Consider the following 25,612-nt stretch of genomic DNA (forward strand, 5'->3'; position numbering starts at 1 on the left):
AAGGTCAATCTTTTTTTGCTGTGTTTAAAGCAGACCTCTCCTTTAGCCGTCGATCAAGCCTGCAATGACTAAGGGTTCAGGGGCAAAAACATACCAAGGGTGTACGGCCCCGATCGTTCAAATGGAAACTTCTCATATATAGAAGGGAGGTAATGAAGAAAAGAGTGAGGGTGGATCATATGACTGAAGGCTTTTACTGTGATGAAGTATTTAGCGGCAAAACAAAGCAAATAAGGTATTAGAGGCAGATAACGTATTGGCTTCCTATCATACAAACCCTTTTTATCCAGTCCATATTGTCCCGAAGAAACATATCTCCTCATGATCACCCTGGAAGAGCACGATCATGACTTGCTTCTTGAATTAATGGGTGCGAATCAAAAGTCGCTTCCATGGTGATGTAAGAAAAGGGCGCATGCCGTGTGATCACCAACTTAGGGGCTTACCACATTTACATTGGCATATTGTGTTTGGGAAACCGCTTAAGTAAGCAGCTATTATCAGCACAGCTGTTTCCGCATACGTATATTGGTCATGGCATATCCCATCTTCTGATAAAGATAGACGGCTGTCTCGTTATGCGCAAACACATGGAGAGCAAGTCTTTCCGCACCAAGCTCTCTTGCTCTTTCATCCAGACTTTGAAGCGCCAATTGAGCCAGCCCTTTACCGCGAAAGGCTTCATACAATCCAAAGGAATAGATAAACGCTTCCTTTTGCGGATGAAGCGGATCAGCATACAGCCAGAGCCAGCCCATCCTTTCCCCTTGTTCATTTGTGATGTTCCAAAAGAAATGATTGCTGCTGTTTCGTCCATTCGGAATCATGTTCTCATATGCCTGCTCCGATTTCTCAAGCGCCTCTTTTTCCGTCCAAGTTCCCGATTGTATGTTTTGTTTCGCATAATTTTGCACGGACATCCCGCGAAATGCTTCGAACTCCTCCATACTCATGTCTTCCAAAGTTAACGCCATCCTGCATTCCTCCTTTATGAAAAAAAGTCCAGCCGGTGCCGGACGAATAACGTACAAATGAAGATCTATTTCTATTATTCGGTTTATACCTGTTTCTATTATTCGATAAGAGGAGGAGATCTCCTGCAAATTGGTTTGTTAAGTAAATAGCTTACGTGGACTCCCAAATGATTATAATGATAGAAACAATCAAACAGATCATCGCAGGGATCGTCATGAGGACCGATTGGCGTGCTCGAAAAACGTGTGCATGAACTGCTCCCGCCATGAGAACGACAAACAACACACCTGCCCCAAACGCTGCATACCGATTCCAAATTCCCGCTGTCATAGCAAGTGCCCCGGCTATTTCAAGAATGCCAGTAACAGTCAGAAACCATAATGGATATTGATAATGCCGCCAATGCTCAACTTGAAAGGGAGCGCGGAACACCTTTATGATGCCTCCCGCGAGCATAAAAGCTGCCAAACTGGCCTTCATAATAATAGATATCATCTTACGTCACTCCCTTTCGGAAGCATCCCGTATATTAAAAGATTCACAACCTGTGCTGCGAGGCTTGCCGGATCTTTAATTCCGGTTAACAAAAATGAATCGGTTAAATGTTCGATCATGCCGATCAAACACTCAGCGACCGTTTCCATATCCAGGTCAGAACGAAAATAACCATGCCGCTGTTCTGCTTCTAAGTTCTCTTTCAAACCCATCGCCAAGTCTTTTTTCATTTGTTTCGCTTCTGGGTTAAGAAAAAAGCCGATCTTGGTTAAATCCTTGTCCTCAGCCAGAAATTGAAAAACAGTTTCCACAGCAGACAGCACCCGCTTTGATACATCATTCGTATTTAATCCGTTTTCCAGAAGAAGTGACGCTGTCAGCTTTCTTACACGAGAGTAAAAATCGGTGATTAACTCCTTAAAAATGGCTTCTTTGCTTTGAAAGTACAGATAAAAAGAAGGCTGCGTCAATCCGGCTCTTTTCACAATTTCACTTACCTTCGTCTCATGGAATCCCCGAATCGAAAATTCATTAGCAGCAGCTTTTAGTAATCGTTTCCGGCTTTCTTCCCCTTTACTTCCTTTTTTGCTTCTCAATTAGGATCATCCCCTACAAAAAGATACTCACAAGTAATGTTACTTGTGAGTATTATTTCATGCCGTTGGCTTTTATGTCAATGAATTTCAAACTGTCAGGGGTTTTGCACTGCATTATGATGAAGTGAGGAATACTGATATGCTAGTGGGTCAATCATTGATATCCCATGATTGATCCTCATGCTATGATACAGAAAATATTGATCCATTCGCTCCAGCTCAATTTCAGTAAGCTCCTTTGAAAAGTTCATGACCGATACAATCCTTTAATTTGTCTTAACAGGCTATTTCCCTGAGACGCCTTCTCTCTCTTTTTTATTGATATTTTCCTTCATCAAACCGGAGATTTTCTGTTCGCCGGTATGCGGGATCTGATTAAGCTGATTCATCACTAACGTTTGCCGTAGCAGTGAATGATTTTGACTCAGCTTCGCTTTCCCCTCTATTTTGCTGATATTGATTTTGAACCCTTTCACTCCTTTGTTCATGCCCGCCAAAAATGCAGGATCGACATCTTCTAGTTTGTATGAGCTATCCGGGCTTTCATACTTCAATACCAAGTCTTTCATAGAGTCTGCTAATTCTTTTTCATCCTCTAAAAGCTCCACTTCTCCATAAACGTGGACCGTAACGTAATTCCATGTCGGGACGGCTTTATTCGTCTCATACCACGATGGCGAGATATAGCAATGGGGACCATGAAAAACAGCCAAAACGGATTGGCCGACGATGTCCTTCCATTGAGGATTCTGCAAAGCAAAATGACCGTATAAGCAGGCTTTGTCATCACTTATCAGCAACGGCAAATGGGTTGCAAACGGCATGCCTTCATGCATCGAGAACAACGTCGCAAAACCATTTTCCCGGATGACATCATAAGCGTCTGATTCGTTAAGTTTAAATGGGGCAGGAATAAACATAAACCAATCTCCCTTCTGATTAAGCCGATCACTGTCGAACAGGAAACTGTCTCCATGATCAGTTATTTATAAGGTATAATATGATACTAACTGACATTTTCAAAGGTACAGTTTTAAACAAATATGCATGTCAGAGGTGAAAGCAGTGAAAAATATGATTTTTGCTTTTCATCATGAGGGCCCTAAATACAAACAAGTTTACGAGCAGTTTAAATCATTAATTGAACAAGGGCATTTACGGGCGAATGAACAATTACCCTCTATTCGGGAGCTCGCTCATTCCTTGCAGGTGAGCCGCAATACAACTTTGATGGCCTATGATCAGCTGATAGCGGAAGGCTACATTCGGGGAGAAAGAAGAAAAGGCTATTTTGCGAATGAAATCGAGCCTCTTTTATTTCAGGGGAAAGAGGCATCTTCTCAAAACAAGCAAACAGATACAGCGCCGCAAATTCTCATTGATTTTCGCCCCGGGGCTGTAGACCAAACACATTTCCCGCTTAAAATATGGAGAAGGCTGTCGAATCAAATGCTGGCATCAGAGAAGAGCTACCTATACGGTGAAGCATTCGGAGAAAAATGCCTGCGTGAACAAATTGCGGCTTATCTATTAGAATCGCGAGGCGTAAAAGCAGATGCAAATTCGATTATGATTGGCAGCAGCACACAGCAAATGCTTATTTATCTTGGACAGATTTTAAAAAATGATTTTTCCGGCATCATCGTAGAGGATCCTGGATATGTTGGGGCACGAGAAGCTTTTCAGCTGCAAGGTTTTACTCTCGAAACGCTGCCTGTTTATGAGACAGGCGCCGATTTTTCAGCATTACATCAAATGAATGAAAGATTAATCTATGTAACACCCTCTCACCACAGCCCTTATGGGGTAAGCATGTCTATTCAGGAGCGGCAAGCACTGATTCATTGGGCGGCTAAAAAAGACGGGTATATTCTTGAAGATGATTATGACAGTGAATTCCGTTACACACAGCAGCCCTTCCCTGCACTGGCCTCTATTCATTCAGAAAGAGTCATTTATCTGGGGAATTTCTCAAAATCTTTTCTCCCAGGCATTCGCCTCTGCTATATGGTGCTGCCGGAGCCCATTTTACAGCGCTATCAGCATCGATTTCATCAATTCGAAAGCACCGCTTCTTTGCTGAGCCAGCTCACCATGGCAGAGTTTATGAAAGAAGGAGAATGGACCCGTCATATCAAACGAATGCGCGTTGTCTACAAACGCAAAATGCAGCACTTGGCTGCAAGTGTGAAGCATCAGTTCGGACATCATGTATCCGTAATAGGTGAACAGTCCGGGTTATACATATTAGTGAAGGTTCATGAGAATTGTTCAGAAGAATCGCTGATTCAGCGTGCTTTAGAATACGGAGTAAAAGTCTATCCTACCGCGCTCTATTTTGTAAACAACGCTTCTGATCATCCGCTGATTAAATTGGGTTTCGGACATCTTGGCTTTGATGACATAACACATGGCGTCCAGCTTTTAAAACAAGCATGGGGGACGGCATGACGCTTTCCCCTTTCTATGACAAAAAGCCCCTAAAGGGGGCTTTTCATTTGAAAAGTATAAACACTTTATTCATCTTGATATAACTGATAAACCCTTTTCAGCCTTTCTTCGAGCTGTTCAAAATGAACAAAACGGGCTTCTCTCAGAAACTCAGTCCCATCAATGAACAAAAGAAGCACAGGGACAGTGAAGACTGAAAATCTGCCGGCAACCTCCTCTACATCGTCAGCATTGATATGCCCCAATTTGATGTTTGGAAACTGCTCCAATAATATTCTGAGCTGCGGCAGAACAGCATGACATACTGTACAGCCGGGCCTTGAAATGTAGAGAAAACTGAATTGGTGCTGTTTGATAAAATTCTCTATAGAATCCAATGAATGTAATTTTGTCATCTCTTTCATCAAATTCCCCCTTCAAATTGGTCTGCCTTTCATGACCAAGCTCATCGATACGCGTATCATTCACTATACACATTTATATTTATAATATCCGCTTTTTTGCTTTGCAGAGTACCCGCAAGTTATGCTCAAAAATGTCAAAACAAAAGAACAGTTACTGGCGAGCAGTAACTGTTCTTAAATACTTGTATATTAAAAATGCAAAGCATAAGCCCCTGAACCGATGAGTGCAACCCCGATGGAGACTGCAATCAGCACTGCGTTATATTCAAAACCGCCGGCGCCATTTGCAAATCCTTTCGCTCCATGGACTTTTACGATGGCACCTAACATAATAATCGTTATGATAGCAGCTCCAAGCGGGAGAAATACACCTAAAATAAATAGAATTCCGCTTACTAATTCCCCAAGACCTGATAAAGCGGCCGCGACGTTACCTGGTTTAACCCCAATTGACTCGAACCATTGTCCGGTTCCTTTAATCCCGTATCCGCCAAACCAGCCGAATAACTTTTGTGATCCATAAAACAGAAACACCACACCAATCATAATACGAATAAGCAACAGTCCTGCATCTTCCATTTTTATCTCTCCTTATTTTTGATGTAACATGATATGCTGAAAGGCACCAGTCTGATTCTTTGCCGCCAGTACCGTCTTAGCAATCATCTGTTGAATATATACCTCTTTATTTTCTTCATGCGTCAGCATTATTTAAAATCAATCTAACTCTCTCACTTCAAACGGCAGCAGCCCTTGTTCAATTTGTGTTCGATGCGGTTCATACTGCACAGGCAGCATCAATTTTCCACCCATTGTTTCTTGTGATTCATCATGGGCAAATCCCGGTGGATCCGTTGCAATTTCAAACAGGATTTCCCCATGCTCTCTGAAGTAAATCGCATTAAAGTAATTTCTATCCCGAACAGGAGTTACACCATATCCGTGAGAAGCAATATATCTTTGCCATTCTAATTGATCTTGGTCATCGCTAGCTCGCCAAGCAATGTGATGCACCGTGCCGACTCCCATTTGCCCGCGGCCAATAGGCGTTAATTTAAGGTCAATCACATTTCCGATATCACCGGCAGAGCGATAACGAACGAAGTCTCCTTCCTTGCCGACTCGTTCCAGCCCCATAATGTTTTCTAGCAGTTCACCTGTTTTTTCAGGCTGTGCTGATAACAAAGTTGCACCCCCAAAACCTTTAATGGCAACCTCAGGTGTTACATCTCCGAAAGTCCAAGTATTGGCTTCTCCTTCTTCTCTTTCCACGATTTCTAAATGCAGGCCATGCGGATCATCAAATTCTATATACTGTTCTCCAAAACGCTCGATTTTTGTGTATGGAACGCTGAACTTTTCAAGTCTCTTTTCCCAAAATGCCATGGCCCCCTTCGGCACGACATAAGAGGTCACGCCTACTTGACCGTCTCCAATGATGCCTTTGCGGGCTCCTGCCCACGGAAAGAAGGTGATGATTGTTCCAGGCTTTCCGCCTTCATTCCCAAAATAAAGATGATACGTACCTGGATCATCAAAATTGACCGTTTGCTTGACCAATCGAAGCCCCAGCACTCCTGCGTAGAAATCTGTGTTTTCTTGAGGGTGACCGACAATTGCTGTAATATGATGTATTCCCATCGTTTTTTTAGCCATTTTTACCCGCTCCTTTAAACGTTCATTTTATATATATTCAACAAACTCATTCACAGGCTTCCGGTAGCCGCGCGGCATTCTGCTCTCTGTTTTTTCTTTCCCAATTGTAATCATCATGACAATCTCAAATTGGTCATCTATATTCAAAATCTGTTTCACGGCTTCATCATCAAAGCCGATCATAGGGCAGGTGTCCCAGCCTTTTTCCTTAGCGCTCAGCATAAACATCATCGCAGAAAGTGAAGCATTCCTTATCGCCTCGTCTCTCTTAAATGGCTCTCCTCTGTTTTCATAAAACGAAACTGTGTCTTGAACCATGTGATCATACTCTTGTTTATTTAATATCCCCAACATCTTTAATCCTTCATAAATGTCAGCCGCTTGCTGATATGCCTGCTTATCCCCTAATACCAAAAGAACTGCCGATGAGCTCAATACCTTATATTGTCCGTTTGCGGCCTGCTTCAGCTTTTCTTTTACATCCGGGTCAAGTACCGTCACATATTTGGTATGCTGTAAATTAAAAGCCGATGGAGCCAATGCAACCAATTCAAACATCTCATTGAGTTCATCTTTCGTGATTGGATGATCTGGAAGGAAGTTGCTTGCAGATCTTCTTTCATTAACTAACTGTGAAAATTCAGCCATTTATGAACACCCCTTTTATCTTGAATTCGAGATATTATTTTATAAAAAATCGATTGCATATGATGCAAAAGAATGACAATGATTGAGATTGCTCTACATTATTCAGCAACACGCTTTTTTAAATAGTCCTGCATGTTTTTATTCTGAAATCCAAACTAAATATCTTGAATTAATATATCTTGAATATGAGATAATAATAAAATACGAATGTTCTCATGTCAACAGTTTTTTAAAAATAGGTGGAAATTTTTCACTAAAGCTGAATTTAGTTTGTGGATAATCACTGCTTGTTTCCTAAAAACTCCTTTGTTTGCTGTGTGATCTTTAGCCTGGCACCAACTTTTTTTCTGTCACCTTATTTATTAGTAAACAGGAAACAACGTTGCTATAGACCCACTCGAAATTCAATTGGTATGATAAGCAAAGTGATTACACAAGAAAGGATACGGAGAGCGAACAAAGCACTCCTATTTTTTTGTGCAGTTTTATAGGAGGAAAAAATGGCAAGTGAAAGAGAACAAATAAGCAAAAAGGTTGCTTTGATTGCATTGATAGCCAATCTGATCTTAATGGCAGGAAAGGTCTTTTGTGGGCTGATAGGCGATAGTGAAGCTGTTTTTGCAGACGGAATCCATTCTGCAGCGGATGTCGTTGCTTCGATTGCTGTCCTGGCAGTCATCGGCATTTCCAATAAACCGCCTGATCAAGACCATCCTTTTGGACATGGAAAAGCTGAGGTCATTAGTGAGGCGATTGTCGGAATTATCTTAGTGATCGTATCCGTTTACATCCTAATAGAAGCGATTCTGTCCTTTGTTGAAGGGCCAAGCGTTCCGCAATATAGCGCATTGTTTGCAGCTCTGATTTCGTACGTGGCTAAGCAGATCTTATATCGTTATTCCATAAAGCAGGGGGAAAAATGGAACAGCAAAGCAATTATAGCGATTGCATACGATCATAAAGGCGATATCGTTGCCTCTCTCGCCGCTTTTATCGGCGTCCTATTGGCGATTATCGGAAACACCCGCGGATGGTCCTTTCTGTTGTACGCCGATGCAATTGCAAGCGCCATCGTGGCTTACCTCATTTTTAAGATTTCAATGGAATTAATCAGGCCGTCTGTTGATGTTCTCATGGAGAAAAGTGTTGATCCCGAGCTGATAGAGGAATATAAAGCTGTTATTTTGCATTGTCCTCAAGTAAAACGGCTCGATAAAATTCGCGCGAGAGAACATGGCCACTATAAATTGCTTGATGTCCGTTTATCTTTGGATTATGATTTGACGATTAAGCAGGGACACGATATTGCCCGAGAAATCCGAAATGAAATCAAAAGACAGTTTTCAGATGTTGAAGAAGTGCTTATCCATGTGAATCCTTATTTTGAAGAATAGAAAAGCTCCTTTCAAAAAAAAGGGGCTTTTTTCACTGCATTATCCGCCTTCTACCCTCAGCCTCTAACCCCGATTACCTTTAGGGCTCCTTCATCATATATAATGTGGATGTATGTAAAGAATAAATCAAACAAATGTACAGAAAGGTTGTTAGAATGAAGGAATTTTTTTCGATTGGAGAAGTTTCAAAGTTATTCAATGTGAAAATCTCTGCGCTTAGGTATTATGATGAAATCGGTCTTTTGAAACCGGAATATAAAGACGAGCAAACAAACTATAGATATTATTCTACCCAACAGTTTGAGCGGCTGGACACCATCAAGTATTTGAGAGCTTTAGGTCTGCCTATCAATAAACTTCTTGATTTTTACAATTCCCAAAATACAAACACTCTGATTCATTTACTGAAAAGCCAGCAAACTGAAATTGATCGCAAAAAGAGAGAATTGGAACGCATTGAAAAAAAGATCTCCCGCCGGATCATCCAAATAGAAGATGCCGTCAACACGCCGTTACATCACATTACAAAAATCAAACTTCCCGCATTACGTGTGGCTTATTTACAGCATGAGTATATTCTCGGCCATGATATCGAACATTCATTAGCAGCATTGAGAACTCATCTGAATGTGAACGAGGATATATTTATAGGCAAGATAGGTTTATCCATTTCAGCAGCAAATGTAAAAGCAAATCAGTTCGACAAATATTCCAGCATATTCATGATTCTTGAAGATGAAAATGAAAACACTTCATCAGAAATCATTTTTCCTTCAAGAGAATATCTGCAAATTAGGTTTAAAGGGTCACATCCAGAAGCCGAACCCTATTACAAAAAGTTACTGGCATATATGAAAGAACATCATTATGAGGTAGCGGGGGACTCAATCGAAATCACACTCATTGATTATGGGATTACGAATAATCTAGACAATTATGTGACTGAAATCCTGCTGCCCATCAAGTAAACCCCAAGAATATGCTGTCAATATCCCTTGACTCTCTACTAACTAGAGGGTTTATTTTTTATGCAGGAATCATTATTGGAGGAGAAAGCTTATGTTAGGAACTATTTTTAACACAGTTATGATCATTGCAGGAAGTATCATCGGAGGGATATTCAAAAAAGGCATTAAAGATGAATACCAGGATATTCTGATGCAGGCAATGGGATTCGCTGCAGTGGCGTTAGGGATCAATGCCATTACACAGCATTTGCCTGATAGTAAATACCCCATTCTTTTTATCGTAAGTTTAGCCCTTGGAGGATTGATTGGCCAGAGCATCGATCTGGAGTTGCGATTCAACAAGCTGGTGAACAAATTCTCTAAAAGCAATTTAGCGGAAGGTTTATCAACTGCGATCTTATTATTTTGTATAGGTTCGCTGTCAATATTGGGCCCTGTTGAAGCCGCGCTGAATGAAAATTATACGTACCTCCTGACAAACGGTATGTTAGATGGGATTACCTCCATTGTGCTCGCTTCGACTTTTGGATTTGGAATAGCAGCGGCTGCCATTGTGTTATTTGCCTGGCAGGGCTCCATCTATTTATTTGCTAAAGTAATGGAGAGCGCAATCAATACAGACCTTATAAACGAAATCACAATTGTAGGAGGCATACTTATCCTCAGCTCAGGGTTAAGCATTCTGGGAATCAAGAAATGTAAAACGCTGAATCTGCTGCCTTCCCTATTGATACCGCCTGTTGTCATTTTCGTGATTCAGGCATTTGGATTGCCGTTTTAATTATTTTAAATATTAAACAAAAAAGCAGATCATGAAAGATCTGCTTTTTCTACTACACACTGATTTGTTTCTTTTGTTCATGATCTATTTCCGGCTGTATCTCCTTTGTGAGTTGATGCCCTTCTATATCCACATTGGGAATGATCTTGTCTAGCCATTTTGGCAAATACCAGGCTGCATTCCCCATCAGCTTCATCACACTTGGAATCAGTGTCATTCTTACAATAAATGCATCAAAAAGCACACCAAAGGAAAGAGCCAATCCGTTGGCTTTAATAGAAGCTTCACCAGCAAAGATAAATCCTGCAAACACGAATATCATGATAAGACCGGCCGCAGTGACAACAGGCCCGCTGTGTTTTAATCCAGCTTGAATCGCTTGTACTGGATTTTTTGTTTTCACATATTCTTCACGCATTCTGCTTACAAGGAACACTTGATAATCCATCGCTAATCCAAACAGAATCCCAATAGATAAAATCGGCAGGAACGCGAGTATCGGCCCTTTTTCAGGTATTTTGAAAAAGTCGATGAGGTTCCCGTCTTGTAAGACAAATACACAGATTCCGAGAGTGGCCGTCATCGTCAATATGAAACCTGCAACCGCAACAAGCGGCACCAGCAGCGAACGGAATACGATTGTCAGCAACACAAACGCAAAACCAACAATGAGTATAGCAAATACCGGTATCGCATCATTCAGGCGATCAGAAATATCAATATTCACTGCAGTTGATCCAGTAACGAGCAAATCTACCCCGTTTTTATCTGATAAGCTGCGTACATCCTTTACCAAATCCTTCGTTGCTACATCATTTGGACCTGTTGTAGGAACTACCGTAATGATGGCAAAGTTCCCTTCTTTATTAGGCATTGCAGGAGTGACACTCGATACATGGTCTAGTTCCTTTATTTCTTTCACTGCATCTGTGAAGGCTTCCGCCTTATTTTCTGTCACACTTGTGGCATCCGCTACGATTGTTAATTGGCCATTAAATCCTTCTCCAAAACCATCGGCAAGCAAGTCATAAGCCTGGCGATCAGGATTATCCTTCGCTTTCATCCCTGCATCAGGCAAGCCCAGTTCTAAATGCATAGATGGGATACTAATGACGAGCAAAATGAGAATGCTGCATACACTTAGCATGATAGGATTTTTTGTGACAAAGCGTCCCCAGACATTTGTTTCAGAGCTTTGTTTTTCTTTTTTCTTGTTTGGTTTCGGAATCATCCGTTTTCCTGTTATTGATAAGACGGCAGGCACAAGCGTGATTGAAGCGAGAACAGCTAACAATACACTAAGCCCTGCTGTCAGCCCCATTGCAGACATAAACGGAATGTTAACGACAGTCAATCCGCAAAGTGCGACGATAACAGTAAGTCCGGCAAAAACGACTGCACTTCCTGCTGTTCCCGCGGCTCTCGCAATCGATTCATTTTTTTGTATACCTTCACCTAAAAACTGGCGGTGTTTCGTAAAAATAAATAAAGCATAATCAATACCAACCGCAAGGCCAATCATTCCGGCTAATGAAAGGCTGACGGACGCAATATCGAATACTTGTGTCCCAATCAACACCAGTCCAATACTTACACCTAAACCAATTAGTGCTGTTAAAATCGGCAAACCTGCTATTAATAAAGAGCCGAAAGTAATGGCTAACACGACAAAAGCCAAGATAATGCCGACAATTTCAGATACTCCGCCTATCTCCATCTCGGCTCCTGGCACATCTCCGCTAAGTTCCGTCTGTAATCCCTCATCATCAGCTATTTTCAAACTGTCTTTTAAATGTTTGATAGAGTCATCTTTGATATCATCTGCTGAAGATTTATACTTGATATCAGCATAGGCAACTGTGCCGTCTTTCGCGATTGTTCCTGTAACAAAAGGACTCGCAATCGAGTCAACGGAATCATCTTTATTGATTTCCTTGAACGTATTTTCGATTGCTGTTTTCGCTGATTTTGCAGTAAGCTTCTCTCCATCTTCAGCACCGAAAATAACCCGTATGCTCCCTTTATCAGGACCGTGAGGAAATTCTTTATGAATAACATCCAGCGCTTTTTCCGAAGGTGTGTCAGGTATGGACATATCCTCAGAAAAACTTGGTTTTAACGTGATTGCAAGCCCTATCGAAGCAACTAACACAACGATCCACGCACATATTACTTTTATGCGATGGCGAGCAACCCATCCTCCTAATTTATATAACATTCTTGACATGATAATCTCCTTTCAGCACATTGCTTGATCACATTCTTTGCTTTCTCATTGTAGTTGACAATGAAATAAAAAAAACGTACATTCGGGCATGTACGTTTGGGCAAATTTCAAATATATGATGTTATTCATCTAATGTCAGAATGCCTCTTTGCATGGCAATCGTCACTGCCTCAGTTCTTGAATTCGCGCCTAATTTATTGTAAATGGACGTTAATCTAGACTTTACGGTTCGCTCAGAGACGCCCAAATCAAAGGCGATCGCTTTGCTTTTAAGACCTTTCGCAATTGCTTTTAGAACAATGACTTCCTTTTCTGTCAGCTGCGTATCACTGCTCTGCTTCTTCATCCGCTCCCATTGGATTTCTTGCAGACGTTTTAAAATATCAGGCTGCAGCAGCACATTTCCTCCTAGCGCTGCATCCATTGTATGAAATAGGGTTTCTGAACTCGTATCCTTCAGCAGATATCCTTTCGCTCCTAATTCAATTCCTTCGATCATTAAGTGATCTTCATTATACGTAGTCAAAATAATGATGGGGATGTCGTGTTTTTCTTTTATTTGTTTTATGGCTTCTAATCCGCTCATCTCAGGCATATACAAATCCATGAGAATGATATCCGGTTTTAATTCATCTGCAAGGCGGACTGCTGCTTTGCCATTTTCCGCCTCTCCTATGATGGTGTAGTAATCATTCGTTTCAATTAAAAGCTTCAGACCTTCCCTCACGACAAGATGGTCATCAACGATTAAAACCTTATTCATCCTGCATCTCTCCCTGAATTGGTACGTTAATCTCGATGTGTGTTCCTATAGATTTTGTACTCTTTATATTGAATTGGCCATTCATTGCTCTGACGCGTTCTTGTATACCAAGAAGCCCATAATGTCCTCTCTTTTTCTTTCCCTTTTCAACATTAAATCCTTTGCCATTGTCCTTGACAGTTAAATGCAGTCTCCCTTTTTCATCATCCCAAATGGCTACCCAGATCGTTTCTGCTTCGGCATGCTTTGCTGTATTCGTTATGCATTCTCCAATGATGTAATAGCAGTTTTCAGCTGTACGAACGTCTGGCACCTGATGTAACCTGTAGTCTAAAAAACAAGCCGTGCCTGTTGACTCTTGAAAATGATCCATTAATGAGGTAATTCTTTCTTTTAAAAAACCGATTTCTTCAGATTTGCTGCGCAGATCGTCAATCGCTGAACGTGCATCAGCTAATGTGCTTTTGACTCTATTCATAGATTGTTGAACGATTTCTTTTGCTCTCTCTGTGTTGTCTTTGGCGAGATGAACATGAATAGCGTCCAGCTGCATATTTAAACTAACCAGACCTTGAGCAAGCGTATCGTGTAAGTCCCGGGCCATACGCTGTCTCTCGTTTTGCAGTGTCAGCTGTTCTACCTGCTGATGGGCAAGCTCCAGCCTTTCAAGAGTCAGCTGCGCTTTTATTTTTTCATCGACTTGGGCAAAAAATGTAGCGGCATAAGTGATAATCACAATCATAATAGGTACGGCAATGACAAGAAAATGCAAATATTCACCTTTGTGAATCTGATATGGAACATTGATTGACAGCAGAAGCAATAAATAAAGAATGAGGAAAGTCTTTCTTCTGTCTGCCATTCCTATAATCTGTCCAATCAAAAATGCATAAAGGCCAATGATGATCAGCACTAAGAAGCCAGTCATGAGATTAGCAAGTGAAAAAGTGATCAAACCTTGCAGTACAAAATAGAGAATGACCCTTTTCTTCACCCAGCGATATGAGTGCCAATGCAGCAAAGCAAAAATAGCTGTCAATATTGTAAACACATGAAGCAATAAAATGGACCAGCTCCCAGTAATAAATTGCAGCACGATAGAGGCTATGTAGATCATGAGAATAAAAGCTAGTCCTGGAACTCTGAGTGCAAGCATATTTAATGCGCGCCTATCATGTGAGTAGTATTTTTCTTTGAAAGGATTCCTTCTAAACAAACCTCATCCACTTCCTTTAACAGTTTAACTGAACCGTTCCTAATGAAAGCGGCACACCATTTATTTGAACGTGCAACTCATACTTTTATCCAATCATTTTATAGGAAGAGAAGGAACACAACAATACCAAGGTGCATTGAACCATTAGAGGTTCGCAACATGTAATCATTGCCCAAACGTACATAATCGATCTGCCTTTATGTACGTTTTATCTTTCCAAATTTACATTTAAAATAATGAGGAACCCACTATTCATTGAAGGAATGATCATCATGAAATCGATTGATCTCACAATTTTATCATTAAAAAGAAAAGGCATCCGAACTGAAAAAGTGTTAAAAAATCAGTGTCCTGATCGATTAAGCAATGAGAAAGACAAAAATACTCAATCAAAGATCACGTGTAAAGAAAAAGAGGAATGAACATGTATTGGTTTTTAGGTGCTTTATTATATTTTCTTATCGGTACTTGTATATTCATTGGAGTCATTAGAGACAGTCACTCAGGCTCATGGATCCTGCTTGCATTAGCAGCTCCACTCATCATTTTGGGCTATCCCTATTTTTATTCAAAGCAGCTTCTTGCCAAAAGATAGTGAAATATAATGCCATACAAACTGCACATTGGTAAAATGATCAATACCGGGATACAATCTAAGTATCTTAAGGAAAGGAGTCTTGCCTTATGAGTCAAAGAGTGTCCTACTATGATGTTGCACCTGAAGGTATGAAGATGATGATGGATATGGAGAAATATACGAAACAATCCTCAATTAACCGAACCACGAGAGAACTGATCAAAATCAGAGTTTCTCAAATCAACGGCTGTGCTTTTTGCTTAGATATGCATACTTCCGATGCCCGCAAAATGGGCGAAACTGAACAGCGAATTTACTGTTTAAGCGCTTGGAATGAATGTGATTTTTATTCACCTGAAGAGAAAGCGGCTCTCGAACTGTCTGAGCACATCACCCTCATTCCATCTAAAAGGGTTCCTGATGAGCTGTACCATCGAGTGCGGGAGCATTATGATGAAAAACAATATGTTGACCTTGTTCTCATCATCAATCAGATAAACAGTTGGAATCGCATCTCTATTGCAATGGGGAATCAAGCAACTTCAAAATAGTCAAAAGGAGTAAAATCCCAACGAATTTTACTCCTTTTTTCTCATTCCCTAAATACTCAGTTTCAAGTACTTCTCAAATGCGGTTTTCCCGCTTTGTGTAATCTTAATCGCTCTCGTTTTCGGCATACGAACGATCCATTTTTCTTCTAACATGCGTACCAATAGGGCATTTCCTAACGCTCCTGCAAGATGATGCTGCCGCTCACTCCAATCTAAACAGCAGCGGGCAAATGCCCTCCTCTTATTTCGCTGCTGCTCTTCGTTGATGCCAAAATTCGAAAAGAACAAAGAGCCCTCTGACGTCACCTCAAAGTTTAAATCGACTTTTTTTAACATCCCCTGCTCAACAAGTGAATTTGTGATTTGCACGCCCACATAACCTGCCAGATGATCATAACAGGTACGGGCAAAATGCAAGTCACTTTTCTCTTTTGAATCTTTTAAAGACGTGACTTTTTCTTTAGGCGCAATGCTAAGTAATTGTTCGATCACGTTTGCAGCCTCTGAGTTAGACAATCTATAATACCGATGTCTTCCATGCTTCTCTACGCTAATCAGCTTTGCTTCAAGCAATTTATTCAGGTGAAAACTTGCGGTTTGAGGTTTAATGTTAGCGAGATATGCAAGCTCTCCCGCAGGGTGTATCCTTCCATCCATTAGGCTGAGAAGAATGGAAGAACGAGAGGGATCAGATAGCAACGAAGAGATTTTTGCAATATTAGGATTCATGATTTTCCTCCTTACATTCATATTTCGATGATAGTTGAAATGTTAAACCTTTACAATATGTATGTAATGATGACAAGGAGGAATAAGCGTTGGACATTGAACAAGACACTCATTTTAAAGAAATCAAACCAAAAATCATGTATTATGGGTCCTCAACATTTCTTCTTTCCACATTGAATGAGGATGGCACCACTAATATTAGTCCTATGTCTTCTTCTTGGGCTCTTGGAAACTATATTGTCCTTGGAGTAGGCCTGGAGGGAAAAGCCATTGAAAATTTGGAAAGACACAAAGAATGTGTCATAAACTTGCCTGGCCCGGATTTATGGGAACACGTTGAAAGAATTTCGTCTTATAGCGGAAAAAAGAATGTGCCGCCTTTGAAGAAGCAGCTCGGGTTTACATATAAAAAAGAAAAATATGAGGCAGCGGGTTTAACACCTTTGAAATCAAAGACGGTAGCACCAACACGAATTAAAGAATGCCCTATCCACATTGAAGTCGTAGTCAAACATATTCGGATCCCAGAATATGAACCATCATTTGCGATTGTAGAGACACAAGCATTACATTTTCACGCCGAGGAAAGGATCATATTGAACGAAAACCATATAAACCCTTCTAAATGGAGTCCGCTTATCTATAATTTTAGACATTATTTTGGTTTAGGCAGAGAAATAGGAAAGACCTTTCGTTCAGAAACATGACCTTTTTACCTTTTCAAAACCAAGCCATCATCAGGCTTGGTCTCTTTTTTAGTGAACATCCATTTAAGGATATAGAGTTACTTACTTGCTAATTCTTTTATCATCAAACCCAATTCATAAATCCCTTTTTGAAGGTCTTGAAGGGATGCATAAGCATATGATAAGCGTACATAATTCCCCTTCTCCTGAGCATAGATACTGCCGAGATTAAGAAGAATCCCTTTTGATAAGGCTTTCGTATAAAGTAATTTCATTGATATAGTAGGCAATATTTTTATCCAGACAAAGAATCCTCCCTTAGGAACATTCCATGTTGCAACATTCTTCAAATGGGTTTCTAAAGCACTCAAGACCAATTCCCTTCTCACCTTTAATTGCTGTCTAACGATTTCTACATGCCGCTGGTATTGGCCGGATGTAAACCACTCTGCCGCTACTCTCTGGGATAACGAACTGGATCCGTAATCTGTTTGCATTTTAATGTCGGATAAACGTTCAATCACTGGTTCCGGACCGACGATCCATCCAATCCTTAAGCCCGGACTTAATGTTTTCGATAAACTGCCTATGTAAAGCACATGCCCATTTTTATCTATTGTTTTGATAGGAAATGGCGGAATCTCATCGATCCATAGCTCACGATAAATGTCATCTTCAATAATGGGAAGCTGTGTATTCTCACTTGCTGCTAAGATTTCTTCTCGTCGCTTTTTGGACATTAAAATACCGGTCGGATTATGAAAACATGGATTTGTATATAATATAGCCCTTCCCCGTGCCCCTCTAGGCATATGAATATTTTCCGGCAAAAGCCCGTCTCGATCCATAGGAAGGCCAGTCAGTTTCATACCGGCAGATTGAAACACGTGTAATGAATAAAGGTAGGATGGCTGATCAAGATAAACGGTTGATCCTCTTTGCAAAAGGCCCATTGATATCAGCTGTAAGGCTTGCAACGCTCCAGAAACAATCAGAACGGAAGAAGGTGAGGCATTAATTCCAATAGTTCTTAAATAGTTGCTTAATGCCTCTCTCAATGGGAAATAACCTTTTGGTTCCTCATATCCGAATGCTTCCATGTTTTGAGATACCTTGCCCATCATCTCTTTCATAGCAGTCAAAGGAAAAATCTCAGTTGAAAGCTCGCCTTTGCTGAGCTGTATTAGATCCGTATTTGATTCCGATTGGTTTATCTCTTGAACGATTTTTTGGCTAGGCTGCTGGATTCCAGAGGTTACATATTGATCCCAATTAGGAGCAGAATTTTTAGCCAGTAGTGTCCATGTATTATTGATAACAACTGTGCCCTTCCCCATTCTGCCTTCTATTAACCCGTCTGCCATTAATTCCTCTAAGGCTGTAATCACTGTGCTTCGATTTACCTGAAAGTCTTTTGCAAGCGTGCGCTGGCTTGGAATCTTGCTTCCAATCGGCCACTCTCCATTTCCTATTTTCTCCTTTATAAAATGAATGATTTGTATGTACTTAGGAAGTTTTTTCATCTTTTTTCTTCTGGAAAGCTCATGAAAAGCAGTCTCCTTACATCTAAATTGGTTGGATCAAAAACTATTAAACTGGTTGAAGCCATACCATCAAATCTTTATTAGTATAGAAACACATTAAATAACTGGTTGGTTTTTGTAAAGAGGAGGGAGAAATATGCGAAAGAAAACAGTTCAAATGATCATATCTAACAGTCTGATGATCGGTTTGTGGGCATCAGCTTTTCCTGGGATTCGCGCAGGCCTGGAAGATTACACACCAGAACATCTTGCTTTATTTCGTTTATTAGTCGGCTCTCTGGCATTGTTGCTTTTTGCGGTTTTTACACAGATGCGCTTACCTGACATGAAGGACATTCCTGCCATTTTCTTTTTAGGATTTTTAGGTTTTGCACTCTATCACAGCTTGCTGAATATCGGTGAAAAAACAGTGAGTGCCGGAGTTGCAAGCTTACTCGTCACCACGGCACCAATCTTTTCTGCTATGTTATCCTGCCTGTTTTTTAGGGAGCATTTTGGATTTACTAAATGGATAGGCTCTATCATCAGTTTATTCGGTGTGTCATTAATTGCATTTGGGACAGGAGACTATACATATTCATTGAAAGGTATTGTGGTCATTCTGCTGGCAGCTTTTTCAGAAAGCATTTACTTTGTTTTTCAACCCCGTTACATCAAAAAATACGGTTTTATTCCATTCGTTACATTTACAATTTGGGGCGGAACAGTACCTATGCTTGTTTTTTTACCAGGCTTAGGCGGGGAGATGATAAACGCATCCATGAACGCAACATTGTCTATTGTTTATTTAGGTTTATTGCCAACAGTTGTGCCATACTTTGCACTTGCATATGTCACTTCACTCGTCGGTGCTTCTGAAGCAACCCTTTCACTTTATGTAACACCGGCTTTGGCCTTGATCATTTCTTGGGTGTGGATAGGTGAACTACCCGTATTCTTCTCCCTGCTAGGCGGGGTGGTGACAATCGGCGGAGTGTGTTTCACCTACCTAAAAGGAAATAAAATGAAGATTTTAATCCCCCATTTTTCTTCTAAAAGGGGTAACAAACTCTAAAGCAAAAAAGATACCAAACATCGTTTGGTATCTCCTTTATTCGTTACCTGGTAAAAACATATTTTCATTTATAACCTCTTTTTGAAACTGGGCAATAAATGGCTTATGATTGAATACTATTTTATATTTGCCAAATAAGTAGCTGCTGCTTTATTCAGGAAATAAGCGTAACCTGTTTGCAATTGCTCAAGCATATTTCTATGAAACTCATCAGCGATGAAAAATTCTGTCTGATTTAGAAAGTCTTGCGGTGTTGATGGATGCCCCTTTTTTCTCAAAAAGGCTAAGTGTTCTTTTACTCGGTCCAAAACGTTTGGATCGTTTGCCGAGAAGCCTTCTTGCAAGAATCGAACCATATCTTCATTAAATGACTGCGCTTCTATGGCAGAATCGTTCATTGCTTCTACATCAATTGTTTGATTGGATAAATCAAAATCATACTCTTTTTTCAAATGTTCATTTTGGTCTTTTAAGGCTTCTTCCCATTCTTCTTCAGATTCAAAACCTTTAAACATTGTTTCCATATCTAATTCGACTCCTTCTTTGGCACTTTTGATAGAGGAATTGATTGTCTTGACCAGTCCTTTAAATCGTTCGATTTTTTGTTCTAATAAATATTTTTGCTGGATCAGCATATTTTCTCTATCAGTTTCTCCATCTAATAATTGTTGAATTTCTTTGAGAGGAAAATCCAGTTCTTTGTAAAAAAGGATTTGCTGTAATCGTTCGATATCCTTTTTTCCGTATAAACGGTAGCCTGCTTCCGTCGTTTGCTCCGGAATCAAAAGGCCTAATTTGTGATAATAATGTAACGTCTTCACTGTTGTGTGAGCTAACTTTGCAACTTCACGAACGGTATACACTTCAATTCCTCCTTTCCGTGATCTTTATACTAAGGTATCCTCGAAGGTAAGAGTCAACACATTCATTTCACCTTTTATGACTAAAAACAACAAGCCATGTAATGAAAAAAAGAACCTTTTATAGGTTCTTTTTCATTACGATTTTCCGGTTAATGAATAATCATCAGCCAAATGTACAGGCCGACAAGTGTAATAAATAGTGTTGGGATTGTTAGAATGATTCCTGTTTTAAAATACGTGCCCCAGGAAATCTTCACACCTTTTTGTGAAAGGACATGGAGCCATAATAGTGTCGCCAAGGAACCAATCGGTGTTATTTTAGGTCCTAAATCTGAACCGATGACATTTGCATATATGAGCGCTTCTCTCATCATCCCATGTGTATCTGTGCCGGCAATAGCCAGTGCATCAATCATGACAGTCGGCAAGTTATTCATAACGGAAGAAAGAATCGCCGCAATAAAGCCCATTCCAATCGTACCTGCAAACACTCCTTGATCAGCCATGGCTTGAATCACATCTGAAAGGACATCTGTCAATCCAGCATTACGGACACCGTACACAACAACGTACATGCCAATTGAAAAGAACACAATAGCCCACGGCGCTTCTTTCAGCACTTTTTTTGTATGAACGGCTGGACTCTTTTGTGCAGCAATTAAGAAAAAGATTGCAATGATACCCGCTACCACTGATACAGGGATAGATAAGAATTCACTTGCAAAGTATCCAACTAACAGAAGTCCTAAGATATACCATGAAAGCTTGAACATGTATTGATCTTTTATGGCTTCTACAGGTTTTTTCACCTCAGTCAGATCATAACGTTTTGGTATGCTTTTTCTAAAGAAAAGGTACAGTACAATGATACTCGCCAGTAACGAGAACAAGTTCGGGACAATCATTCTGGATGCATAATCGATAAACGTAATATGAAAATAATCTGCTGAAACGATGTTGACCAAATTGCTCACTACTAAAGGGAGCGAGGTCGTATCTGCAATAAACCCGCTGGCAATGATAAAAGGAAAAACCAATTTTTCATTGAAGTTTAAAGCTCTGACCATCGCTAATACAATCGGTGTCAATATAAGAGCTGCACCGTCATTAGCAAATAATGCGGCGACTATAGCCCCTAATATAGATACATAAATGAACATGCGCACACCGTTTCCTTTTGCAGCCTTTGCCATATGTAGCGCTGCCCATTCAAAGAAACCGATGTTATCAAGGATTAAAGATATAATAATGATTGCTACAAAAGCCAATGTCGCATTCCAAACAATCCCTGTCACAGTTAACACATCATGAAAATTTACAACCCCGGCTATTAGAGCCAAAACAGCTCCTCCACAGGCTGACCATCCTATAGACAAGTTTTTCGGCTGCCATATGACTAATACTAAAGTTAATAAAAAGATGAATAACGCCAAAATGACTGAAGTCAATCTAATACCTCCTTACTGGCAAGACGCTTGAGTTTCCTTTTGTTTAATGTGCTTTAACAATTCGTCCTCCTGATCGATTTGATGTAAGAGTAATTGCAGTGTATCAAACTCGGGACATGATTTATTTATTGAATAATAACGCCATTGCCCTCTTCTGTCCTCGTTCACAAATCCCGCGTTTTTTAATTTTCGTAAATGCTGGCTGATAGCAGGCTGACTCATTTCGAACATATCAACCAATTGACAGACACAATATTCTTTTTCAAGAAATATTTTCATCATCATAAGCCTTGTTTGATCACTAAGTGTTTTTAAACAGCGGGTCATCGCAGCAACTCCTATTTTTGAATCAACAGTCATATGAGTCCCTCCTTTAAATCAATATATAATTAAATCATTATATAGGCTAATTGATTATACATTACCCTTTAGCTTGATATATGTTTGAAAGTTTTTGTTTCCTCCGGAAAGATTGTAAACGTCTTTTATTCCCATATTGATCAAAATGTTTTGGGCTGCATTTCCTGTTACCCCGCTATTGCAATAAGTGATTGTGGTGAGATCAGGATCTAGTTTGTTTGCACGTTCCCGAAGTTCTGACAAAGGAATATTCAATGCATCAGGCACGTGTGAGACGCGATACTGTTTTTCAGCCCTTGTGTCGATAATTTGCAAACGTTCTCCATTATCCATCCTTTTCAATAATTCATTTGGCGTGATTAAACGATTTTTGTTTTTGATTGCATTATCAAGAGCCATTCCCGTATACATAACTGGATCTTTGGTGGTGCTGAATGGCGGAGCATATGCCAAATCTAAATGGAATAAGTCCTCTGCTTTCGCTTTAAACGTAATAGCTGTTGCAAACACATCGATACGCTTATCTACGCCTTCTTCCCCAACAATTTGGACACCGAGAATACGCCCCGTGGATTTATCTGCTACAGCCTTTATCACCAATTCTTTGCCGCCTAAATAGTCAGCTCTCGCAGGTTTGAGATTATATAGAACTTCAACGTCATACCCATGCTCTCTTGCCTCTTTTTCGCTTAGCCCGGTTTGCCCTACAGTTAAGGCAAACACTCTCAGGATACCTGTTCCAAGGATGCCGCGATGCTCCAGATCCCCGCCGGTAAGTACATCCCCTGCAATCCGTCCCATCTTATTTGCAGTAGATCCCAACGGGCGATAAACCGGATCACCTGTAATCAAGGAATAACTTTCTGCAACATCACCCACTGCATAGACATCCTTTACGTTCGTTTGCATTTTTGAATTCACTGCAATCGCACCGGTTGAACCAAGGGCAACACCAGCGTCTGCTGCAATTTTCGTATTAGGGCGGACACCGGCAGCTAAAATCACAATATCTGATTCAATGCACTGCCCTGATCTTGTATGAACTGATTTTTCCTCTATGGATGTGGCTTCTTCATTTAATAACAAGTGCACTCCATTTCTTCGAAGTTCTTCTTCAACTCTAAACGCCATATCCTTATCAAGGTGTGGCATAACTTGGTGACTGCGTTGAATCAAGGTTACGTCCAACCCTTTGCGGGTAAGCTGTTCAGCTAACTCCAGTCCTATATAGCCCGCTCCAATAATCGTTGCTCTTTTAGGATTTTCTTTTGTCAAATACTGATCAATTTGAGCAGTATTCTGTATCGTCCTTACTTGAAAGACATGCTCTCTATCAACACCAGGGATATCTGGAGTGATTGGCGATGCGCCTGTAGCGAGAACTAACGAATCGTATGAATCAATCTTTTCAATTCCCGTTTCAAGATCCTTCACCACAACGTTCTTTTGTTCAATATTGATTTGAGTCACTTCGTGGCGGGTGAAGATGTCAACATGATATCGATCTTTAAACCATGCAGCACTTCTTGGAGTCAGGGAACTCAGATTTTCTACTTCCCCGCCTAAAAAGTATGGAATACCGCAAATTGAATATGAAATATCATAATCTGCATTATAAACTGTAATATCGATGTTTTCATTATTTCTTCGTGCTTTTGCCGCAACAGACGTACCAGCTGCAACTGAACCAACTATAATCATCTTCATTGAATAATCCTCCATTATGAGTGATTTCAAGTATTTCAAACACATAAATTGCGATGACAAAATAAACTCCGAAAACAAAATCTGAGTCACGCCCCAAAGCGCCAAAATCATTAGATTTTGTTACACCGCGATTATATAAGTTTTTATTTATATAATCAATCACTTATATTCGAAACATCAAATGAAATTTATTTTCTTAGTGTCAAGTCCCATTATGAGAAGTCTCACTTTATATACCTTTATCCAAAGTCAAAAGCTGCTCCTTATAAATTCGAGTTAAAGAATGCCATTTAAATTTGTTTCTCTGCTGTTTTTGCCCGCACTAAAGATCTTACCCTCTAGGTGCGCGGGATGGCGTGATTCACCGCGAGGTTTATAAACAGGTCCCTCCAAAAGTGGAATACCCTAACTGAGTTTGGCAGAACGTTAGAACGTGTTATCCTGCATATGAATGACTGGGGAGAAAAGTATAGAGACAGAATCAATAAAATTGAAACAACAAGCAGAAGATAAGATTTAAATTGCTTTAAATCAGTAAAATGCAAAAAATACCAAGGGCGCAAAACCCTTGGTATTTCTATGATACGACTGATGATTACATGTCCAATAGATGATGGTGAAAGGTCATTTTTTTCTAATGATGATTAAGTTTTCTAAAATTGCTGCCCTTCACTTCAGCTACGTCATATACGGTAACAAAGGCGGTTTTATCAATATCATTAATAATTTCCTTTAGTTTGGTTTCTTCTAAGCGGTTGATGACACATGTGATTTCTTTAAACTTCTCGTGGGAAAATCCCCCGTAAGCGTCTTTATATGTGGCGCTTCGGCCTAATTGATCACGTATGGTCTCTACCATTAATTCAGGTTCGGCGGTAATAATTTGAAAGGTTTTAGAACCGCTTAAACCTTCCTCAACCACATGAATGACTTTGGATGCAATGTAGTAAGCAATGACTGAAAGCAACGCCCCTTGCAAACCAAATACTGTGGAAACAAAAATAAACACAAATAAGTTTAAGAATAGAATGAGATCGCTCGTTCCAAATGGCAGTTTTCGGGAAAGCAGCACAGCAAGCATATCAATTCCATCTAATGCGCCGCCATTACGCAGCGCTAACCCCATTCCGAATCCAAGGATAATCCCGCCAACAACGGTAATTAACAAGGTATCTCCCTCTATGATAGCCGGGGTATGGTGGAAAAAACTTGTACCCGCAGCAAGTGATACGATTCCGATAATTGATAATAACGCAAAGCTTTTCCCAATTTGCTTATATCCTAACCACACAAACGGAATGTTAATAACAGCAATCAAAATTCCCAGCGGCAAATTGAATAGCTGTGAACCAACGATGCTAAGACCAGTCACCCCTCCATCAGATACACTGTTTGGAATAAGCACTGTTTCTAGTCCATATGCCGCTATAATTCCTCCGATTATAACCATGATGACTTGCAGAATCATTTTCGCCTTAAATTTCTTACGTTTTTTGATTGTATCCATACCATTCCTCAT

At 40.2% G+C, this 25,612-nt stretch carries 26 protein-coding genes and 3 pseudogenes; 11 read left to right on the forward strand and 18 right to left on the reverse strand.

The genetic code is table 11. The features are described from left to right. Positions 1 to 179 precede the first annotated feature (179 nt). Positions 180 to 490 (forward strand): annotated as a pseudogene (locus KHQ79_RS17450) (HIT domain-containing protein). A gap of 10 nt (positions 491 to 500) precedes the next feature. Here KHQ79_RS17450 and KHQ79_RS17455 read toward each other — a convergent pair. From KHQ79_RS17455 to KHQ79_RS17470, 4 genes are all read right to left on the reverse strand, one after another. Beyond that, entirely contained in the window at positions 501 to 974 is a 474-nt protein-coding gene (locus KHQ79_RS17455; RefSeq protein ID WP_060398022.1) for a GNAT family N-acetyltransferase, read from the reverse strand. A gap of 151 nt (positions 975 to 1,125) precedes the next feature. Beyond that, positions 1,126 to 1,470: a DoxX family protein gene (locus tag KHQ79_RS17460; protein WP_003240587.1), complete on the reverse strand. Its 345-nt coding sequence runs from the start codon at positions 1,468 to 1,470 to the stop codon at positions 1,126 to 1,128. Further along, on the reverse strand, positions 1,467 to 2,066 hold the full coding sequence (locus KHQ79_RS17465) for a TetR/AcrR family transcriptional regulator (protein ID WP_225516317.1): 600 nt from the start codon (positions 2,064 to 2,066) through the stop codon (positions 1,467 to 1,469). The genes KHQ79_RS17460 and KHQ79_RS17465 overlap by 4 nt, the downstream gene beginning before the upstream one ends. A 284-nt stretch (positions 2,067 to 2,350) precedes the next feature. Continuing rightward, entirely contained in the window at positions 2,351 to 2,986 is a 636-nt protein-coding gene (locus KHQ79_RS17470) for an FMN-binding negative transcriptional regulator (RefSeq protein WP_003240583.1), read from the reverse strand. Positions 2,987 to 3,131: 145 nt separating this feature from the next. Between KHQ79_RS17470 and pdxR the strand changes: the two genes are divergently transcribed. Then, positions 3,132 to 4,517: a MocR-like pyridoxine biosynthesis transcription factor PdxR gene (gene pdxR / locus KHQ79_RS17475; RefSeq protein WP_225516319.1), complete on the forward strand. Its 1,386-nt coding sequence runs from the start codon at positions 3,132 to 3,134 to the stop codon at positions 4,515 to 4,517. A 65-nt stretch (positions 4,518 to 4,582) separates the two neighbouring features. On the opposite strand, the gene KHQ79_RS17480 is transcribed toward pdxR, so the two are convergent. The 4 genes from KHQ79_RS17480 to KHQ79_RS17495 form a co-directional block, all read right to left on the reverse strand. Next, positions 4,583 to 4,921, reverse strand: coding sequence for a thioredoxin family protein (locus KHQ79_RS17480; RefSeq protein ID WP_019257601.1), 339 nt, complete (start codon positions 4,919 to 4,921; stop codon positions 4,583 to 4,585). 189 nt (positions 4,922 to 5,110) lie between these two features. Next, positions 5,111 to 5,500, reverse strand: coding sequence for a DoxX family protein (locus tag KHQ79_RS17485; protein WP_003240578.1), 390 nt, complete (start codon positions 5,498 to 5,500; stop codon positions 5,111 to 5,113). 138 nt (positions 5,501 to 5,638) lie between these two features. Beyond that, on the reverse strand, positions 5,639 to 6,577 hold the full coding sequence (locus KHQ79_RS17490) for a ring-cleaving dioxygenase (RefSeq protein WP_100275908.1): 939 nt from the start codon (positions 6,575 to 6,577) through the stop codon (positions 5,639 to 5,641). Between the two features lie 27 nt (positions 6,578 to 6,604). Next, entirely contained in the window at positions 6,605 to 7,225 is a 621-nt protein-coding gene (locus KHQ79_RS17495; protein ID WP_225516321.1) for a nitroreductase family protein, read from the reverse strand. A gap of 500 nt (positions 7,226 to 7,725) precedes the next feature. Here KHQ79_RS17495 and mneP point away from each other — a divergent pair, with 500 nt between their 5' ends. The 3 genes from mneP to KHQ79_RS17510 all read left to right on the forward strand — a co-directional run bounded on the left by mneP (position 7,726) and on the right by KHQ79_RS17510 (position 10,368). After that, positions 7,726 to 8,619, forward strand: coding sequence for a manganese transporter MneP (gene mneP / locus KHQ79_RS17500; protein ID WP_003240568.1), 894 nt, complete (start codon positions 7,726 to 7,728; stop codon positions 8,617 to 8,619). A gap of 155 nt (positions 8,620 to 8,774) precedes the next feature. Then, positions 8,775 to 9,587, forward strand: coding sequence for a MerR family transcriptional regulator (locus KHQ79_RS17505; protein ID WP_225516323.1), 813 nt, complete (start codon positions 8,775 to 8,777; stop codon positions 9,585 to 9,587). Positions 9,588 to 9,678: 91 nt separating this feature from the next. Then, entirely contained in the window at positions 9,679 to 10,368 is a 690-nt protein-coding gene (locus tag KHQ79_RS17510; RefSeq protein WP_225516325.1) for a DUF554 domain-containing protein, read from the forward strand. A gap of 52 nt (positions 10,369 to 10,420) precedes the next feature. Here KHQ79_RS17510 and KHQ79_RS17515 read toward each other — a convergent pair whose 3' ends face one another. The 3 genes from KHQ79_RS17515 to ydfH all read right to left on the reverse strand — a co-directional run bounded on the left by KHQ79_RS17515 (position 10,421) and on the right by ydfH (position 14,574). After that, positions 10,421 to 12,595: an MMPL family transporter gene (locus tag KHQ79_RS17515; RefSeq protein ID WP_225516327.1), complete on the reverse strand. Its 2,175-nt coding sequence runs from the start codon at positions 12,593 to 12,595 to the stop codon at positions 10,421 to 10,423. A gap of 121 nt (positions 12,596 to 12,716) precedes the next feature. Then, positions 12,717 to 13,358 (reverse strand): two-component system response regulator YdfI, encoded by a 642-nt coding sequence (ydfI, locus tag KHQ79_RS17520; protein WP_060398010.1) that lies wholly within the window; start codon positions 13,356 to 13,358, stop codon positions 12,717 to 12,719. Continuing rightward, positions 13,351 to 14,574 (reverse strand): two-component system sensor histidine kinase YdfH, encoded by a 1,224-nt coding sequence (gene ydfH, locus KHQ79_RS17525; RefSeq protein WP_225516329.1) that lies wholly within the window; start codon positions 14,572 to 14,574, stop codon positions 13,351 to 13,353. The genes ydfI and ydfH overlap by 8 nt, the downstream gene beginning before the upstream one ends. A gap of 272 nt (positions 14,575 to 14,846) precedes the next feature. Here ydfH and KHQ79_RS17530 point away from each other — a divergent pair, with 272 nt between their 5' ends. From KHQ79_RS17530 to KHQ79_RS17540, 3 genes are all read left to right on the forward strand, one after another. Next, complete coding sequence (locus tag KHQ79_RS17530) at positions 14,847 to 14,996, forward strand: hypothetical protein (RefSeq protein ID WP_003240557.1); 150 nt, start codon at positions 14,847 to 14,849, stop codon at positions 14,994 to 14,996. After that, entirely contained in the window at positions 14,993 to 15,169 is a 177-nt protein-coding gene (locus tag KHQ79_RS17535; RefSeq protein ID WP_080030882.1) for a hypothetical protein, read from the forward strand. Before KHQ79_RS17530 ends, KHQ79_RS17535 begins: the two co-directional genes overlap by 4 nt. Positions 15,170 to 15,258: 89 nt before the next feature. Continuing rightward, positions 15,259 to 15,702 (forward strand): carboxymuconolactone decarboxylase family protein, encoded by a 444-nt coding sequence (locus KHQ79_RS17540; RefSeq protein ID WP_133488290.1) that lies wholly within the window; start codon positions 15,259 to 15,261, stop codon positions 15,700 to 15,702. Positions 15,703 to 15,750: 48 nt separating this feature from the next. On the opposite strand, the gene KHQ79_RS17545 is transcribed toward KHQ79_RS17540, so the two are convergent. Further along, positions 15,751 to 16,431: an ArsR/SmtB family transcription factor gene (locus KHQ79_RS17545; RefSeq protein WP_225516331.1), complete on the reverse strand. Its 681-nt coding sequence runs from the start codon at positions 16,429 to 16,431 to the stop codon at positions 15,751 to 15,753. 89 nt (positions 16,432 to 16,520) lie between these two features. On the opposite strand from KHQ79_RS17545, the gene KHQ79_RS17550 reads away from it, so the two are divergent. Beyond that, positions 16,521 to 17,138: a flavin reductase family protein gene (locus KHQ79_RS17550; protein ID WP_225516333.1), complete on the forward strand. Its 618-nt coding sequence runs from the start codon at positions 16,521 to 16,523 to the stop codon at positions 17,136 to 17,138. A gap of 77 nt (positions 17,139 to 17,215) precedes the next feature. Here the strand turns inward: KHQ79_RS17550 and KHQ79_RS17555 are convergent. After that, a pseudogene (locus tag KHQ79_RS17555) lies at positions 17,216 to 18,663 on the reverse strand (aminotransferase-like domain-containing protein). A 134-nt stretch (positions 18,664 to 18,797) separates the two neighbouring features. On the opposite strand from KHQ79_RS17555, the gene KHQ79_RS17560 reads away from it, so the two are divergent. Further along, positions 18,798 to 19,715, forward strand: coding sequence for a DMT family transporter (locus KHQ79_RS17560; RefSeq protein ID WP_225516336.1), 918 nt, complete (start codon positions 18,798 to 18,800; stop codon positions 19,713 to 19,715). A 116-nt stretch (positions 19,716 to 19,831) separates the two neighbouring features. On the opposite strand, the gene KHQ79_RS22330 is transcribed toward KHQ79_RS17560, so the two are convergent. From KHQ79_RS22330 to KHQ79_RS17580, 4 genes are all read right to left on the reverse strand, one after another. Further along, positions 19,832 to 20,578 carry a MerR family transcriptional regulator gene (locus KHQ79_RS22330; protein ID WP_225516338.1) on the reverse strand — a complete coding sequence of 249 codons (747 nt, stop codon included), beginning with the start codon at positions 20,576 to 20,578 and terminating at the stop codon, positions 19,832 to 19,834. 149 nt (positions 20,579 to 20,727) lie between these two features. After that, positions 20,728 to 22,026, reverse strand: coding sequence for an arsenic transporter (locus tag KHQ79_RS17570; protein WP_225516340.1), 1,299 nt, complete (start codon positions 22,024 to 22,026; stop codon positions 20,728 to 20,730). Between the two features lie 12 nt (positions 22,027 to 22,038). Next, positions 22,039 to 22,386, reverse strand: a complete 348-nt coding sequence (locus tag KHQ79_RS17575; protein WP_003240541.1) for a metal-responsive transcriptional regulator AseR — start codon at positions 22,384 to 22,386, stop codon at positions 22,039 to 22,041. A gap of 54 nt (positions 22,387 to 22,440) precedes the next feature. Then, on the reverse strand, positions 22,441 to 24,093 hold the full coding sequence (locus KHQ79_RS17580) for an FAD-dependent oxidoreductase (protein WP_225516342.1): 1,653 nt from the start codon (positions 24,091 to 24,093) through the stop codon (positions 22,441 to 22,443). Positions 24,094 to 24,440: 347 nt separating this feature from the next. Here KHQ79_RS17580 and KHQ79_RS17585 point away from each other — a divergent pair. Continuing rightward, positions 24,441 to 24,606, forward strand: a pseudogene (locus tag KHQ79_RS17585) (winged helix-turn-helix transcriptional regulator); the annotation flags it as partial. 121 nt (positions 24,607 to 24,727) lie between these two features. Here KHQ79_RS17585 and KHQ79_RS17590 read toward each other — a convergent pair. Then, positions 24,728 to 25,600, reverse strand: coding sequence for a YitT family protein (locus tag KHQ79_RS17590; RefSeq protein WP_060397999.1), 873 nt, complete (start codon positions 25,598 to 25,600; stop codon positions 24,728 to 24,730). Between the last annotated feature and the right edge of the window lie 12 nt (positions 25,601 to 25,612).

Source organism: Bacillus sp. TSO22, assembly GCF_020223595.1.
GTDB lineage: Bacteria > Bacillota > Bacilli > Bacillales > Bacillaceae > Bacillus > Bacillus inaquosorum.